The sequence below is a fragment of the Jhaorihella thermophila genome (genome assembly GCF_900108275.1).
In the GTDB taxonomy this organism is placed as follows: domain Bacteria; phylum Pseudomonadota; class Alphaproteobacteria; order Rhodobacterales; family Rhodobacteraceae; genus Jhaorihella; species Jhaorihella thermophila.
This window is the reverse complement of sequence record NZ_FNVD01000001.1, coordinates 493139-509360: the sequence shown is the minus strand read 5'-3', so window position 1 is coordinate 509360 and position 16222 is coordinate 493139. Positions and strand designations below refer to the sequence as shown.

16 protein-coding genes are annotated in these 16222 nt (G+C 65.1%); 9 read left to right on the top strand and 7 right to left on the bottom strand.

Features of this window, described 5'->3' with window-relative positions:
- The first annotated feature begins 28 nt into the window (after window positions 1-28).
- The 4 genes from C4S70_RS02450 to C4S70_RS02435 are packed head-to-tail and all read left to right on the top strand — an operon-like array spanning window position 29 to window position 3739.
- Window positions 29-985, top strand: coding sequence for a branched-chain amino acid ABC transporter permease (locus C4S70_RS02450; protein ID WP_104006493.1), 957 nt, complete (start codon window positions 29-31; stop codon window positions 983-985).
- The gene (locus C4S70_RS02445) at window positions 982-2268 is read left to right on the top strand and encodes a branched-chain amino acid ABC transporter permease (RefSeq protein ID WP_104006492.1); all 1287 of its coding nucleotides are present in this window, start codon (window positions 982-984) and stop codon (window positions 2266-2268) included. Before C4S70_RS02450 ends, C4S70_RS02445 begins: the two co-directional genes overlap by 4 nt.
- On the top strand, window positions 2265-3035 hold the full coding sequence (locus tag C4S70_RS02440; protein ID WP_104006491.1) for an ABC transporter ATP-binding protein: 771 nt from the start codon (window positions 2265-2267) through the stop codon (window positions 3033-3035). Before C4S70_RS02445 ends, C4S70_RS02440 begins: the two co-directional genes overlap by 4 nt.
- A gap of 2 nt (window positions 3036-3037) precedes the next feature.
- The gene (locus C4S70_RS02435) at window positions 3038-3739 is read left to right on the top strand and encodes an ABC transporter ATP-binding protein (protein WP_104006490.1); all 702 of its coding nucleotides are present in this window, start codon (window positions 3038-3040) and stop codon (window positions 3737-3739) included.
- Between the two features lie 223 nt (window positions 3740-3962).
- Here C4S70_RS02435 and C4S70_RS02430 read toward each other — a convergent pair whose 3' ends face one another.
- From C4S70_RS02430 to C4S70_RS02420, 3 genes are read right to left on the bottom strand one after another with little or no spacing between them, the layout of a single operon-like run.
- Window positions 3963-4562 carry a 2-hydroxychromene-2-carboxylate isomerase gene (locus C4S70_RS02430; RefSeq protein WP_200822705.1) on the bottom strand — a complete coding sequence of 200 codons (600 nt, stop codon included), beginning with the start codon at window positions 4560-4562 and terminating at the stop codon, window positions 3963-3965.
- The gene (locus C4S70_RS02425; protein ID WP_104006488.1) at window positions 4562-5296 is read right to left on the bottom strand and encodes an SDR family oxidoreductase; all 735 of its coding nucleotides are present in this window, start codon (window positions 5294-5296) and stop codon (window positions 4562-4564) included. The genes C4S70_RS02430 and C4S70_RS02425 overlap by 1 nt, the downstream gene beginning before the upstream one ends.
- The gene (locus C4S70_RS02420) at window positions 5293-5904 is read right to left on the bottom strand and encodes a glutathione S-transferase family protein (protein ID WP_235003650.1); all 612 of its coding nucleotides are present in this window, start codon (window positions 5902-5904) and stop codon (window positions 5293-5295) included. Before C4S70_RS02420 ends, C4S70_RS02425 begins: the two co-directional genes overlap by 4 nt.
- A gap of 152 nt (window positions 5905-6056) precedes the next feature.
- Here C4S70_RS02420 and C4S70_RS02415 point away from each other — a divergent pair, with 152 nt between their 5' ends.
- From C4S70_RS02415 to C4S70_RS02400, 4 genes are all read left to right on the top strand, one after another.
- Window positions 6057-6809, top strand: a complete 753-nt coding sequence (locus C4S70_RS02415) for an enoyl-CoA hydratase/isomerase family protein (protein ID WP_104006487.1) — start codon at window positions 6057-6059, stop codon at window positions 6807-6809.
- A gap of 83 nt (window positions 6810-6892) precedes the next feature.
- Window positions 6893-8116, top strand: a complete 1224-nt coding sequence (locus C4S70_RS02410) for a serine hydrolase domain-containing protein (protein WP_235003649.1) — start codon at window positions 6893-6895, stop codon at window positions 8114-8116.
- Window positions 8113-10089 (top strand): acetoacetate--CoA ligase, encoded by a 1977-nt coding sequence (locus C4S70_RS02405; RefSeq protein WP_104006486.1) that lies wholly within the window; start codon window positions 8113-8115, stop codon window positions 10087-10089. Before C4S70_RS02410 ends, C4S70_RS02405 begins: the two co-directional genes overlap by 4 nt.
- On the top strand, window positions 10090-10959 hold the full coding sequence (locus C4S70_RS02400; protein ID WP_104006485.1) for an acyl-CoA thioesterase: 870 nt from the start codon (window positions 10090-10092) through the stop codon (window positions 10957-10959).
- 27 nt (window positions 10960-10986) lie between these two features.
- On the opposite strand, the gene C4S70_RS02395 is transcribed toward C4S70_RS02400, so the two are convergent.
- The gene (locus C4S70_RS02395) at window positions 10987-11769 is read right to left on the bottom strand and encodes an SDR family oxidoreductase (RefSeq protein WP_104006484.1); all 783 of its coding nucleotides are present in this window, start codon (window positions 11767-11769) and stop codon (window positions 10987-10989) included.
- 193 nt (window positions 11770-11962) lie between these two features.
- Entirely contained in the window at window positions 11963-13180 is a 1218-nt protein-coding gene (locus C4S70_RS02390; RefSeq protein ID WP_104006483.1) for an acyl-CoA dehydrogenase, read from the bottom strand.
- Window positions 13181-13279: 99 nt separating this feature from the next.
- Here C4S70_RS02390 and C4S70_RS02385 point away from each other — a divergent pair, with 99 nt between their 5' ends.
- Window positions 13280-14191, top strand: coding sequence for a LysR family transcriptional regulator (locus tag C4S70_RS02385; RefSeq protein WP_104006669.1), 912 nt, complete (start codon window positions 13280-13282; stop codon window positions 14189-14191).
- Between the two features lie 81 nt (window positions 14192-14272).
- Here the strand turns inward: C4S70_RS02385 and lpxB are convergent, their stop codons facing one another.
- Window positions 14273-15424 carry a lipid-A-disaccharide synthase gene (gene lpxB, locus C4S70_RS02380; RefSeq protein ID WP_235003648.1) on the bottom strand — a complete coding sequence of 384 codons (1152 nt, stop codon included), beginning with the start codon at window positions 15422-15424 and terminating at the stop codon, window positions 14273-14275.
- Complete coding sequence (locus C4S70_RS02375; protein ID WP_104006481.1) at window positions 15424-16218, bottom strand: LpxI family protein; 795 nt, start codon at window positions 16216-16218, stop codon at window positions 15424-15426. The genes lpxB and C4S70_RS02375 overlap by 1 nt, the downstream gene beginning before the upstream one ends.
- Window positions 16219-16222: the final 4 nt, after the last annotated feature.

The window sequence follows — 16222 nt, the reverse complement described above, 5'->3', positions numbered from 1 at the left end:
GGGAAATCTGCGACGCGGGAGGAGAGGGATGGACCTCGTTCTCATCAACCTGATCGACGGGCTGGTGACAGGATTGCTCCTGTTCATGCTGTCGGCCGGTCTGACGCTCATCTTCTCGATGATGGGCGTGCTGAACTTCGCCCATGCGAGCTTTTACATGCTGGGCGCCTATTTTGCCTACCAGATCAGCACTTACCTGGGCTTCTGGATGGGGCTTCTGATTGCGCCTCTTCTGGTCGGCGTCCTGGGGGCCCTGGTGGAACGCTACGGACTGCGACGGGTGCACCAGTATGGCCATGTGCCCGAGTTGATCTTTACCTTCGGGCTGGCGCTTCTGATCGAAGAGGCGGTGCAGTTCGTCTGGGGCCGCGACCGCGTGCCCTATGAGATCCCCGAGGTTCTGGAGTTCACCGCCTTCACCGTCTCGGGATTTGCCATTCCGGCCTACAAGGTGTTCATGCTGTTCATCTCGGTCGCGATCTTCATCCTGCTGCTGTGGTTCCTGACCCGAACTCGCGTCGGGCTGGTGATCCAGGCGGCGCTGAGCTATCCGCGCACGGTCGAGGCGCTGGGCCACAACGTGCCGCTGGTCTTCATGGGCGTCTTCGGCGTCGGCACGGCGCTGGCAGGCGTGGCGGGCGTGATCGCGGGACCCGTTCTCAGCACGTTTCCCGGAATGGCCTTCGTGCTCGGCTCGATCGTCTTCGTGACCATCGTGATCGGCGGGCTGGGGTCGCTGTCCGGCGCGCTGGTGGCATCGCTGCTGATCGGCTGGCTGACCACCTTCGCCAAGTCCTACAATGTGCGCGCCGAGGATCTGCTGAACGCAATCGGGATTTCCACGCCGGAAAACCTGGACGAAAGCCTCTGGCGGGATCTGTGGACCATCACCAGCCCGCAGATCGCGGACATCCTGCCCTATATCCTGATGGTTCTGATCCTCGTGTTCCGGCCGCATGGCCTGTTCGGGAAACGTGACGCATGACCGACGCAACCCATAACACCGCCCGCAGCGCCAGCATCACCTTTGGTCAGTTTCTGCCCTGGCTGGTCTCGGCGCTGTTCCTGCTGGTCATGCCGCTGATCTTTCCGTCGAACGCGGCGCTGACCATCATGAACCAGATGGCCATCACCATCGTCTTTGCGCTTGCCTACAACATGCTGCTGGGGCAGGGGGGCATGCTGTCCTTTGGCCACGCGGTCTATATGGGCATGGGCGGGTTCATGGCGATGCACATCATGAACTGGATCGAGTTTCATGAGCTGCCGATCCCGCTGCCGGTTCTGCCGCTTCTGGCCGGGCTTTTCGCGCTGGGGCTGGCGATGATCATCGGCAGTTTCTCGACCCGCAAGGCCGGCACGGTATTCGCCATGATCAGCCTTGGTGTCGGCGAGCTGATCGCCGCCTGTTCGGTCATCATCGTCGCCTTCTTCGGCGGCGAAGAAGGCGTCAGCGGCGACCGCACTTATGGCCTGCCTTTTTTCGGGATCGAGTTCATCCGCCAGATCGAGGTCTATTACCTTACCGCAGCCTGGCTGATGATCTCGGCAGTGCTGATGTATCTGTGGTCGCGCACTCCGCTGGGCCGGATGGCGAACGCGGTGCGCGACAACCCCGAACGGGCCGAATTCCTGGGCTATTCGGCGCGCTGGGTCCGGTTCTATTCCTTCTGTGCCTCGGGGTTCTTTGCCGGCATCGCGGGCGGACTGTTCGCCATCAACTACGAGATCGTGACCGAGGAAAACCTCAACCTTGCCCAGTCAGGCATGATCCTTCTGGTTACCTTTCTCGGCGGGGCGGGGTTCTTTTTCGGCCCGATCATCGGCGCGATCCTGTTCACCCTGCTGCAGACGGTGCTGAGCCTGCAGACCGAGATCTGGCAGCTCTATCTCGGCATCCTGTTCGTGGCGACGGTGATGTATTTCCCCGGCGGGCTGGCGGGTCTTCTGATGATGCACACGATCCCCCTGCGGTTGGGCAAGCTGCACCTGCTGTTCGTGCCCTATCTCAAGATGCTGGGGCCGGCGCTTCTGTGCGTGGCGGGGTTCGTCGGGGTGTTCGAGATCGTTTTTCACATCCGCAATGCCGCACCCGGCGATACCGAAATGACCCTGTTCTGGATCACCTTCGACAGCCATGACGTTCTGCCGCTGGCCGTGTCGATCATCGCCGCGCTGGCGGGATTCTGGCTGGCGCGCCGGGTTGTCCCCGAACTGTCGGCCGCCTGGACGGCCGCGAACACACCGGATACGGAGCGACTGATATGAACGCGCCCGACGCACCCGCACTGGAGCTCGCCGGCCTGCGCAAGAGCTTCGGCAAGACCGAGATCATCCGGGGTGTGGATCTGACCATCGCCCGCGGCGAACGCCACGCGATCATCGGCCCCAACGGCGCGGGCAAGTCCACCCTGTTCAACCTGATCACGGGCCGCTATGTGCCCACGTCCGGCTCGGTTTACCTGAACGGACAGGACGTCTCGGGCCTCGCGCCCTACAAGATCAACCGGCTGGGGCTCAGCCGGTCGTTCCAGATCACCAACATCTTCCCGCGCATGACGGTGTTCGAGAACGTGCGCTGCTCGCTGCTGTGGTCCAAGGGTTATCGCTATTCGTTCTGGCACATGGTGGGGCGGTCGCGCGATCTGACCGAGGCAACCGATGCGATCTTGGAACAGATCAACCTGACGGCACGGCGCGACCTGCCGGCGGGCGTCCTGTCCTATGCCGAACAGCGCGCGCTGGAAATCGGCATCACCATGGCCGGCGGGGCCAATGTCATCATGCTGGACGAACCCACCGCCGGCATGAGCCATTCGGAAACCGAATACATCGTCAACCTGATCCGGGACGTGACCGAGGGCAAGACGCTGGTCATGGTCGAACATGACATGAGCGTGGTGTTCGGGCTCGCCGACCGGATCAGCGTGCTGGTCTATGGCGAGATCATCGCCACCGGCACGCCCGAAGAGGTTCGCGCCGACCCGCGGGTTCAAGAGGCCTATCTGGGCGCGGCACTGGAGGCAGAGCATTGACCATGCTGCAAGTTTCTGACCTGCACGCCTATTACGGCAAATCCCACATCCTTCAGGGCGTGAACATGACCATCGACGACGGCGAGATCGTCGCGCTTCTGGGCCGCAACGGGGTGGGGCGCTCCACCACCTGCAAGGCCATCATGGGCGAGGTTGCCCCGGTCGGCTCCGTCAGTTTCAAGGGGCAGGAGATCGCCGGCCGCAAGGCCTTCGAGATCGCCAATCTCGGCATCGGCTACGTGCCAGAAAACCGCGATATCTTTCCCGGTCTCACCACGCGCCAGAACCTGATTCTCGGGCTGAAACCCGGCCAGAAGGACGGGCAGGGACGGTGGTCCATGCAGGACATGTTCGACATGTTCGAAAACCTGCGCGCACGCGCCGATGTCGAGGCCTCGGTGCTCTCGGGCGGCGAACAGCAAATGCTGACCATGTGCCGCACACTGATGGGCGATCCGGATTTCGTGATGATCGACGAACCGACCGAAGGCCTGTCGCCGCAGATGACCCGGCGCGTGGCGGACCTCCTTCAGGAAATTGCCCGGCGCGGCGTCTCCACGCTCCTGGTGGAACAGAAACTGGCCATCGCGCTCGACATCGCGGACCGGGTCTATGTCATGGGCCACGGCAAGGTGGTGTTCGAAGGCACGCCGGCCGAGCTCAAGGCTCGCTCTGACGTGCGCAAGGAATGGCTCGAGGTCTGATCAAGACCTGCGCGCAAACCCTTCATCTTGCTTGAAATACTCCTGGGAGCGCGAGGGGCAGAGCCCCTCGCCAATTATATCCTTGCGCGCGTTCCGCGTGACGGGCAGAGCCCCTCGCCCATTATCCTTGCGCGCGTTCCCGCGCGACGGGCAGAGCCCCTCGCCAATTATATCCGTGCGCGCGTTCCGCGTGACGGGGCAAAGCCTCTCGCTTCACCACCTGTCAGGCGGTCTCCAACAGATGTTCCAGTTCCGGCAGGCTGTGTTTGCCGAAAAACATCTCGTCGCCCACGAACATGGTCGGCGCGCCGAATACGCCTCGGGCCACTGCGGCGTCGGTGTTGGCGATCAGCCCCTGCTTCACCTCGGGCGACCGCATCGCGTCCATGATCTTGGCCGCCGGAAGATCGGCCTCGCGCAGGGCATCCTCGATCACCATCGGCTCGTCCATCTTCTGGCCATGCAGCCAGATCGCATCGAATACCGCATCGACAAAGGCGCCTTCCCAGTCCTTGCCTTGCGCGAACACCGCGCCGCGCATCAAGGCCAGCGTGTTGAGCGGAAAGTAGGGGTTCATGTGATAGCGGATCCCGTGCCGCCGCACGAACCGCTCGGTCTCGCGCATCTCATAGGCCAGCTTGCCCTTCACGCCGGCAAAGGCCTCCATCGGGCTGCGGTTGTTCGTGGCCTTGAACACACCGCCCAAAAGGATCGGCACATAGTGCAACCTCGCGCCGTGGCGTTCGGCCAATCCCGGCAGGACACGGTGCACCAGATAGGCATTGGGACTGCCAAAATCATACAGAAATTCAATCTCTTGCATCACCATGTTTCTCCGTATGGGCGCAGGTCCAGCTCGAAGGTCCAGGCGTCGCGCGGCTGATGCGCCAGCATCCAGTATGTTTCGGCCACCGACTCGGGCCGCATCAACGTGTCCGGGGGCAGGGAGCCCGGATCGCTGCCGGCCTGGGCGATGCGCTCGCGCACGAATGCGGTGTCCACGCCCGCGTCGATCACCAGATGCGCAACATGTATGTTCTTTCGCCCCAGCTCGCGCGCCATGCTCTGGGCCAGCGCCCGCAGCCCGTGCTTACCCGCGGCAAAGGCGGCAAAGCCCGCGCTGCCCTTGACCGAGGCGGTCGCGCCTGTGAACAGGATGCAGCCCCGCCCTCGCGGCACCATGTAGCGCGCCGCCTCGCGCCCGGACAGAAAGCCTGCGAAACAGGCCATCTCCCACACCTTGCGGAACACCCGCGACGTGGTTTCCAGGATCGGAAAGCGGACATTGCCGCCCACGTTGAAGATCATGACCTCGATCGGGCCGTGGGCATCCTCCACCTGCCGGAACACCTCGGTCACGTTGTCCTCGTCGCGGGCGTCCAGCGTGAAGCCGTGGGCGATGCCGCCCTCGGCGCGGATCTCTTCGACCAGCGGCCCCAGCTTGTCGCCGTTACGCCGCCCCATGCAAACGGTGTAGCCGCCCCGCGCGAAGCGCCGCGCGATGGCCGCGCCGATGTAATCGCCCGCGCCGACGATCAGGACCACCGGCGCCGTCACAACGACCGCGCCTTCTGCAGCGCCGGCCGCGCCAGCAGCCGGTCGGCATAGGCCGCAAGGTTCGGCCGGTTGGCGTAATCCGTCCCCAGCAAGTCACGCGACACCACCACCGAATGCCCCGTCATGATGTCGGCGCCGCTGAAGTCGCCGGCCAGATAGTCGCGCCCCTCCATGTGACGTTCCACGATGTCCAGCATCTGGTTCAACAGCTTCGTGGCGCGCTTGACGTTCCGCTCGGTCCGCCGCTCGGGCGGCAGCAGGACGGTTTCCACCACGAGGATGTTCACATGCGGCATGATCATGCCTTCGCAGAAGTGAAACCATTGCAGGTATTGCGGAAATTCCGGCGCCTCCACCGGCGGCACCAACCGCCCCCGGCCATGACGCGCCAGCAGATACTGCACGATCGCGCCGGATTCATGGATCACCGTTCCGTCCTCCTCCAGCGCCGGAACGCGGCCGGCCGGGTGGATCCGCAGATAGTCCGGCCCGCGCATCGCCGGATCACCCAGCGAGAATTTCTTGATCTCGTAGTCCAGCCCCAGCTCTTCCAGCAGCCACGCCACGCGCTCGGCTCGGGTATTGCGGGCGTAATAGAGTTTCAGCACGTCTCCTCCCCGGAAATCCCCCCGAAAATCCTTGCCGCGCCAAGGCTTGCCGCGTTTGACAAGCCGGGCGGACAGGGAAAGAGTAGGCCGCGAGGAAAACGCCCGTCAATGCGCGCCTGCGCGACGTGGCGGTACAAAGGGGAGAGCACACCATGACCGATCAGGGCTGGCTGGTGCGTCGCGATCACGGCGACGGCGTGATCGAGCTGCAACTGAACCGCGAGCCGGTGAACGCGCTGAGCGCCGCGTTCCTGATGGATTTCGCGGGCGAAATCGGGCGGTTGGGACAGGATGACGCCGTGCGCGCCATCGTGATTTCCAGCGCCCTGAAGGTCTATTCCGCGGGACTCGACCTGAAGGAAGCGCGGACTTTCGACATCCCCCAGCAGCACGCCATCGTCGAGGGGCTGAATGTCGGCTTCCTGGCCGAGTTTTCCTGCCCCAAGCCGGTGGTGGCCGCGGTGGGCGGCGCGGCCATTGCAGGCGGGCTGTTTTTCGTGCTGGCCGCCGATTTCCGTGTGGGCAACGACCGCGCGCAACAGGGGCTGGCCGAGGTGCGGGTGGGTGCGACTTTTCCCGCGGGTCCGATGGAGATCGCGCGGGCCACGCTGGATGCGAACCTGTTGCGGCGCATGATGCTGACCGGCCAGCCGATCGACGCGGGCACCGCGCACCGGCGCGGGGTTCTGGATGAACTGGTCGAGGGCGACCCGCTGCCGCGCGCTCTGGAGGAGGCGCGGGCGCTCGCCCAGCTGCCGCCGCGCACCTATGCCGCCGTCAAACGGCAGATCCGCGGCGACACGATCGCGTTGATCGAGCGACAGATGGCCGGCGGCGCCAACGCGCCCGAAGGCGGCTGGTTCAACGAAGAAACCCGCGATGCCATGCGCCGCATGATCGGCTGAGCGGCAAAGTGACGGGACGGTCCGCTCGACAGGGCGGGCGGTTCCGCGCTCAGATATCGGCAGGACAAGGGGAGGAGCAGGGCATGGCCCAGGGATTCGATACCGAACGGCTGAATCGCATCAACGACTGGATGCAAGCCTATGTGGATGCGCGGAAGTATCCCGGCTCATCGGTTCTGATCCACCGTCACGGACAAGAGGTGCATTTCCACGCCTGCGGCAACCGCAATGTCGAGGCCGGGCTGCCATTTGCCCGCGACACTGTGGTGCGGATCTATTCGATGACCAAACCGATCACCACGGTCGCGGCGATGATGCTGGCCGAACGGGGGCTGTTCCATCTTGACGCCCCGGTATCGGACTTCATCCCGTCCTTCGCCGACTGCCGCGCGCTGATCCCCGGCGCGACCCGGATCGACCAGACCGAGCCCTGCGAGACGCCGACTCTGCACCAGTTGATGACCCATACCAGCGGGCTGAGCTATCCGTTCAACCCCGGCGTCCTGCCGGCGGCGATGGATGAACAGGATCTTCTGTTCAAGCCCCACCAGGGCGTGCTGGCCGACATGGTAGAGCAGGTGGCCGCGCTGCCGCTCGCCTTCGGGCCCGGCACGCGGTGGGAATATTCCGTGGGCATCGACATCCTGGGCCGCGTGGTCGAAATCGTCTCGGGCAAGTCGCTCGCCGACTTCTTCGACGCGGAAATCCTGGGCCCCCTGGGCATGACCGAAACCGCCTTTTCCGTGCCGGCGGGGGCGCGGGATCGCTTTGCCGCGCTCTATACGCCGCTTGCGGGCGACGCGATGGTTCTGAACGCCGCCCGCGAAGGGGGCGACACGCTGCGGCTGACCGATGCGCCGGAAAAGTCGCCGTTTCTGGCCGCCACCATGTTTTCCGGCGGCGGCGGGCTGGTGGGCACCATCGACGACTACATGAAATTCGCCGAAATGCTGCGGCGCGGGGGCGATTGCGACGGGGGACGGCTGCTCAGCCCCCGGACGCTGGATTTCATGATGCGCAATCACCTGCCCGGCGACATCGCCTCGATGGGGCCGCAGAGTTTTGCCGAACAGCCGATGGAGGGCGTGGGCTTCGGCCTGGGCGGCGCGGTGCTGCTGGATCCGGGGCGGATGCGCACGCCGGGCAGCGTGGGCGATTTCAGCTGGGGCGGCATGGCCTCCACCTTCTTCTGGGTGGACCGCGCGCTGGACATGACGGTGGTGTTCTTTACCCAGCTGGCGCCGTCCAGTTCCTATCCCGCCCGGTCGCAACTCAAGGCTTTGGTGCATGGAGCATTGGTGGAATGAGCACGGAACGTCCCATTCTCTGGCAACCTTCGCCCGAACGCGCTGCGGCCAGTCGGATGGCGCGGTTCATGGACTGGCTGCGTGATGCGCGCGGGCTGGATTTTCCTGATTACGATTCGCTGTGGAAGTGGAGCATTTCCGATCTCGACGCCTTCTGGGGTGCGATCTGGGACCATTTCCAGATCCGCGCCAGCGCGCCCTATACGACGGTCCTGGCCGAACGCAGGATGCCCGGCGCGATCTGGTTTCCCGGCGCCCGGCTGAACTTCGCCGAAAACGTGCTCAAGCACGCAGAGACCGCTCCCGACCGGCCGGCGCTGATCGTGCAGTCCGAAACCTTCGGCCGACGCGAACTGACCTGGGCCGAACTGGTGGCGCAGGTGGCCAGCGTGGCCGCGCGGCTGCGGGCGATGGGCGTGGGGCAGGGGGATCGCGTGGTGGCGATCCTGCCCAATACCGAAACCGCGGCGATCGCCATGCTCGCCACCGCCAGCATCGGCGCGATCTGGTCGCTCTGCGCCCCCGACATGGGCCATGTCGCGATCCTCGACCGGTTCCGGCAGATCGAGCCCAAGGTGCTGATCGCGCAGGACGGATATATCCATGCCGGCCGCACCATCGACCGGCGCGAGGTGATCGCCACCATCGCCGCGGGCCTGCCGACGCTGGAGCATCGCGTGGTCGTGCCGGTGGTGGGCGAGGTTCCTTCCGATGCCGTGGCCTGGGACGACCTGACCGGCGACGACGCGGCGCCTGACTACGCCCAGGTCGCTTTCGATCATCCGCTATGGGTGGTTTATTCCTCGGGCACCACAGGCAACCCCAAACCCATCGTGCATGGCCATGGCGGCATCCTGATCGAGGGCTGCAAGATGTCGCTGCATCTGGACGTGGGCGCGGATGACCGGTTCTGCTGGCTGACCTCCTCGGGCTGGATCATGTGGAACGCGCAGTTCACCGCGCTGGGGCAGGGCGCGACGCTGGTGATGTTCGACGGCGCCCCCAACCACCCCGACATGCTGGAACTGTGGCGCGTGGCCGCGCGCGAGCGCGTGACCTATCTGGGCGTGGGCGCGGCCTTCATCACCCAGTGCATCAAGGCCGGCATCCGCCCGCGCGACGCGGTGGATCTGTCGGCGCTGCGGTCGCTGGGCACCACGGGGTCGCCGCTGACCGAGGACGGGTATGAATGGGTCTATGACGCGGTGAAGCCCGACATCTGGCTGGCGCCCATTTCCGGCGGCACCGATTTCGCCGGCGCCTTCGTGGGCGGCAATCCGCTTTTGCCGGTGCGGGCGGGCGAGATGCAGTGTCGGTTCCTGGGCGATGCCGTTTACGCCTTTGACGAGGACGGCAAGCCCCTGATCGGCGAGGTGGGCGAACTGGTCTGCACCGAACCGCTCCCGTCCATGCCGCTGTTCTTCTGGGGCGACACGGACGGCCGCCGTCTGCATGACAGCTATTTCGACACCTATCCCGGCGTCTGGCGGCATGGCGACTGGATCGAGATCGCGCCGGAGGGCGGCGCGATCATCTATGGCCGGTCGGACGCCACCATCAACCGCAAGGGCCTGCGGCTGGGATCGTCCGAGATCTACAAGGCGGTCGAGGCGCTGGACGAGGTGATGGATTCGCTGGTGGTGGATCTGGAATTCCTCGGCCGCGAAAGCTTCATGCCGCTTTTCGTGGTTCTCGCGCCGGGGCGTGCGCTGGACGACGCGCTGCGCGACAGGATCGCGGGTGCCATACGGCAAACGGTTTCGGCCCGTTTCGTGCCGAACGAGATCGTGCAGGTGCCCGAGATCCCGCGCACCCTATCGGGCAAGAAACTTGAAGTTCCCGTGAAAAAGTTGCTTCTGGGGGGCGATCCGGACAAGGTGGTGAACCGCGATTCCATGGCGAATCCCGACAGTTTCGACATTTTCATTGCCTACGCCAAGGCGCGGGAAAACAAGAGGAAAGACGGGGCCTGAATGGACGACTCGGCGCGGGAACTTCTCGATCTTCTCGATATCGAACGGCTCGAAGTCGATCTGTTCCGGGGGCAGGGATCGGGCGGCGAGACGCCCACCCGGATCTATGGCGGGCAGGTGATCGCGCAGGCGCTGGCCGCAGCCTATCGCACCGTGCCCGAGGAGCGTCTCTGCCATTCGCTGCACGCCTATTTCATCCGCCCCGGCGACCCCAGCATTCCGGTGATCTATCAGGTGGACCGATCCCGCGACGGCGGCAGTTTCACCACGCGCCGGGTGGTGGCGATCCAGCATGGCCGCCAGATTCTCAACATGGCCGCGTCCTTCCACATCCAAGAAGAGGGCTGGGACCACCAGCACCCGATGCCGGATGTCGAAGGGCCCGAAAACCTGCCCAACCGCGAAGAACTGCGGCAGCACTATCTCGACCGCATACCCGAAGAGCGCCGCGCCGAATTCCTGCGCCCGCGCCCGATCGAGATCCGCGAGATCGACCCGCGCGACCTGCTGGATCCCGAACCCGCCGACGACCGAAACCATCTGTGGTTCCGGATGGAGGCCGCTGCGGGGCAAAGCCCGCAGATGCAGCATATCCTGCTGGCCTATGCGTCCGACATGAATCTGCTGGGCTCTTCGCTGCGCCCGCACGGGCTGACCTGGTTCCGCAAGACCCAGATGACCGCAAGCCTCGACCACGCCATGTGGTTTCACGGGCCCATCAGATTCCAGAACTGGCACCTTTATACGATGGACAGCCCCTGGACCGGGAACGCGCGCGGCTTCAACCGGGGTGCGATCTATACGCGCGACGGCAAGCTTGTCGCCTCCGTCGCGCAGGAAGGTCTTGTAAGGCCGATCAAGCCGAAATGAGGCCAGGGCGCCAAGCCTCTGACTTTCCTATTTCTTAAGAGCTTCAACGCCGCCATATTGACGGTTCAGCTTGCGCATGCCCCCGATCCAGCGTTCGTAATCCCCCGCCTTCAACTTGATGTAATCGGCCACCTGCGGATGCGGCAGGATCAGGAATCGCTCTTCGGCGATCGCGTCCAGACAGGCCTGCGCCACGTCCTCGGGCTCCAGCATGCCGTCGATGCTGGCGACGTGATCCTCGACGCCGCGAGTCATTTCGGACCGCACCGCCTGCGGGCACAGTACCGAAACTTTTATGCCCTGATCTCCGTGGGTTATCGCCAACCATTCAGCCAACCCGATCGAGGCGTGCTTGGTCACGCCATAGGGCGCCGCGCCGATCTGGTTCAGCAACCCGGCCGCCGACGCCGTGTTCAGCAGATACCCGCCACCGCGCGCGATCATCCGCGGCACAAGGTGGCGCGCCGCCCAGACCTGGCTCATGACGTTGATGTCCCAGATCTTTTGCCAATCCTCGTTTGGCACCTCCATGCCGCCCGCCACGAGTATCCCGGCATTGGAGCAGAACAGGTCGATCGGGCCGATCCCGGATTCCACGCGGTCGATCAATGCCTTGATCTCGTCCTCGGACGAAACGTCAACTTGCGCGGGCTCGCCGTTGATTTCCCGCGCAATGTCGGCCGCGCCATCGGCGTTCAGGTCGGCGCAGATCACCTTGGCCGCGCCGGCATCGGCAAAGGCCACCGCCAGCGCGCGGCCGATACCGCTCGCCGCGCCGGTGACGACGACAATCCTGTTCTGAATGTCCATGGGGTTTCCTCGTGTGCTCCTCCGTCCAGGAAACGATACGAGAGCAACGCACCGCAGGACAATGTCGTCAAAGCAAAGGGACGGAACGTCATTTCGCCCATCGGCACACGATGCCAAATAAACACATAATACCGATTACAAGAACATCGGCACAGGGGCGCGCGATCCCGCGACCGCACGCCCCGTCTCGATTTCAGAAGAACGCCTGAAGCCCGGTCTGCGCCCGGCCCAGGATCAGCGCATGAACGTCATGCGTGCCCTCATAGGTGTTCACAGTCTCGAGGTTGATCATGTGCCGGATCACATGGAACTCGAGGCTTATTCCGTTGCCGCCGTGCATGTCGCGCGCCATCCGCGCGATATCCAGCGCCTTGCCGCAATTGTTCCGCTTGATGATCGAGATCATCTCGGGCGCGGCATTCGCTTCGTCCATCAGCCGCCCGACCCGCAGACAGGATTGCAACCCCAGAGCGATTTCCGTCTGCATGTCGGCCAGTTTCTTCTGATAGAGCTGCGTCTGCGCCAGTGGACGGTTGAACTGCTTGCGATCCAGCCCGTAAGCCCGGGCCGCGTGCCAGCAGAATTCGGCCGCCCCCATCGCGCCCCAGGCGATACCATAGCGCGCGCGGTTGAGACATCCGAACGGTCCCTTCAGCCCCTGGATATTCGGCAGCAGCGCCTCTTCGCCCACTTCGACGCCATCCATCACGATTTCTCCGGTGATCGAGGCGCGCAGGCTCATCTTGTTCTCGATCTTCGGCGCGCTCAGCCCCTTCATGCCCTTTTCCAGGACGAAACCGCGGATCTTGCCGTCATGGGCGTCGGACTTGGCCCAGACCACGAAGACATCGGCGATCGGCGCGTTCGAGATCCACATCTTGGATCCGGTCAACCGATAGCCGTTCGCGGTCTTCTCGGCGCGGGTCTTCATGCTGGCGGGGTCGCTGCCCGCGTCGGGCTCGGTCAGGCCGAAACAGCCGATCCATTCGCCGCTGGCCAGTTTCGGCAGGTATTTCCGCCGCTGCTCCTCCGAGCCATAGGCATAGATCGGATACATCACCAGCGAGCTTTGCACCGACATCATCGACCGATACCCTGAATCTACCCGCTCGATTTCCCGCGCAACCAGGCCATAGCTCACATAGCCCGCGCCCAGCCCGCCATATTCCTCGGGGATCGTCGTGCCCAGCAGGCCCATCTGGCCCATCTCGCGAAAGATTTCCGGGTCGGTTTGCTCGTCCGCAAAGGCCCGGGTCACACGCGGCTGCAGCTTTTCCTGAGCATAGGCCCGCGCGCTGTCCGCGATCATGCGTTCGTCCTCGGTCAACTGGTCGGTCAACCGGAACGGATCGGCCCAATCAAACCCAGCCAGATCCGGCGCATCCTTGGGGCGCAAGCTCGGCGCATTCATGGCTCTCTCCTGTTCTTTGGAAAACTGGCGTTACCCTAGCCGGCAACGCTGATCAAAAACAGCGAGACTTCCGCACCCAATCATGAGAAAATGGAATACATGATAGCCCCACGCCGTTTCTTCCCGTCGATCGCCTCGCTCCGAGCGCTCGAAGCCGTTGACCGCCTCGGCAGCGCTTCGGCCGCGGCCTCCGAACTCTCCCTGACACAGGGCGCGATCAGCCGCCAGTTGCAAGCCCTCGAACGCCAGATGGGCATCACGATGGTCCAGCGCGGCGGGCGGCGGCTTGCGCTCACTCCGGCGGCAAAAGCCTATGCGTCCGACATCCGCGCGGCGCTTGACCGGATCGCCAATGCCGCATTGCACCTTCAGGTTGCCCCGGCCACCGGCACCGTGAACCTCGCCATTCTGCCGACCTTCGGCATGCGGTGGCTGATGCCGCGCCTGCCGGAATTTGCCCGGCTGCACCCGGACGTCACCATCAACATGACCACCCGGTTGCGCCCCTTCAACTTCACGACCGAACCATTCGATGCAGCGTTACATTTTGGAAAGCCGGACTGGCCAGGAACCGAGCACCTTCTGCTGCGGGCGGAACAGGTCATTCCGGTCTGCGCGCCCGCGCTCCTCGAACGATCCTCGCCCGGTTCGCCACAGGATCTGCTGAACCTGCCGCTCCTTCACATCCAGACCCGCCCGCGCGCCTGGCAGGATTGGTTCGCCCGAAACGGCGTCCAGGCGCCATCCCCCCTGCCCGGCACGATCCATGATCAATTCTCAACCATAACCCAAGCCGCTCTGCTGGGTCTCGGCGCGGCCCTGATGCCGGACTACCTGGTCGAAGAAGATCTTGCCACCGGCCGCCTCGTCGCGCTCGCCCCCGCCCCGATCGAAGCGGATGGCGCCTATTTCCTCGTCTGGCCGCACACGCGATCCAGCGCCCCGGCGCTGCGTCTCTTCCGCGACTGGCTCGCCACCCAGACCCAGCCCGAAGACAGCCTCCCCCGATAAAGCTTCTTTCTGGTCACAAATACCCCAATCCGCCCGCGCAGCGGGCTGACAGGCGTCGCGCCGCAGGCGCGTCCGCTTGAATCACAACCGGTCCAGAACCGCCCGCGCCGCCCGAAGACCGGGGGCTTCGCCGCCCCGCCCCAGCTTTCGCATGGTCTCCTCCATCGCCGCGCGCTGAGCCTGCGGGCGGGCGGCAACCTCTCGCAGACGCTCGGCAATCGCCTCCCCGGTGCAATCCGGCCCCAGGCATTCGGGGACCACCCGGCTTTCGCTGACGAGATTCACCAACGTCACCGTGTCCACCGAAACCAACAGCCGGGCCAGCTGCCAAGTCAGCCAGTTCAACCGGTAGGCCACCACCATCGGTGTCCCCGCCGCCGCCAGTTCCAGCGACACCGTCCCCGAGGCCGCAAGCGCCAGTTCGGCCGTGGCAAAGGCCGCCCTCTTGTGGGCCAGGGCGACGTCGGTGGAAAAGGCGCCGGGATCGATCACCACGGGGTCGCCCGGCCATCGCGCCGCGGCCTCGGCCACCATGCCGGCCACCGGCGCGGCAGCGGGCACGACGACCCGCATTTCGGGCCGGTCCCGCAGAAATCGCCTCAGCCCGTCGCCGAACACCTCGACAAGCCGGCCAACCTCGCCGTGGCGCGATCCCGGCAGCACCAGCAGAACCGGCGCGTCCCCCAGTGCGAAGGCCGCATGGAACGCGCCGATTTCCTCAGCCGTAGCTTGCGGCTCGGCCACCACCGGATGGCCCACGAAGTCGCAGTCCATGCCGGCAGCCTGCATGTACGGCGGCTCGAACGGCAACAGCGCCAGCACATGGTCGATCACCCTGGCCATCTTCCGCGCCCGCCCCGGCCGCCAGGCCCAGACCGAAGGCGCGACGTAATGCACCGTTCGCACGTCGCTGGATGCCTTCACCAGCTTCGCCACGCGCAGGGAAAAATCCGGGCTGTCGATGGTAATGAGAACATCCGGCCTCTCTGTCAGAACGGCCTCGGCGGTTTCCCGAATCCGCCGCCTGAGACGGCGCAGCCTGGGCAGCACCTCGACCAGCCCCATCACCGACAACTCCTCCATCGGAAAGAGACTGCTCATACCCTGTGCCTGCATCGACGGGCCGCCGACGCCGGAAAAGCGCACATCCGGCACCAACTGGCGCAATCCGGCCATCAGCGCCCCGCCCAACCGGTCGCCCGACGGCTCTCCGGCGACGAGGAAAACGCGCATCACTCGCCGGCCCCGCGCACCCACAGGAACAGGTCCAAACGGTCGCATTCGGCTATGACCTCGGCGCGATCCAGAACCATGACGCCCTGGGCTTCGATCACGACGCCGTTCAGACCCGCCACGGCCGCGCCCCGAATCGTTTCCGGGCCGATGGCCGGCAGATCGGCGCGGCGGTCCTGCCCCGGTTTCGGCGCCTTAAACAAGATGCCCCCGGTGCCGTCCGGCCTCTGACGCAGGCTCTCCAGCATCCAGTCCGTGCCAAAGACCCCCTCGACCGCCAGAACCTGCCCGCCCCTGACCGCACAGGACTGGCCAATATCGACCTGACCCATAGCGGCGACCACGGCCTCGGCGCGGGTGGCATCGCTGCGCTCGGCCGCGTCGGGGGCGGCGCGCGTCGGCACCCCGGCGGGCGGCAGCAACTCCGGCGCAATCTCATGGGCGGCGCGCACGGTCATGCCGGCGCGTTCGAATATTCCCATCACCGCGCGCAGGGCGGCGTCATCCCCGCCGGCCAGCGCCTGCTGCAGGATCGGCACCAACGGCATCGTCGCCGCGTCGATCAGGCCGGGTTCCACCGGCACACGGCGTATCGCGCCGGCCAGACAGATTTCGTCCACCCCTTGCGCCGTCAGTTCAGCCACGAAGCTGCCCAGATGCTCGATCCGGAAACGGCGGTCCACCTCCACTCCCTCGGGCAGAAAACCCTCGAGCGCGCAGACCAGCGGGCGTACGCCAAGCGCCCCCACGACCTGCTGCGGAAGCCGCCCGGTTCCGGCAATCAGCGCCAGCATCGCC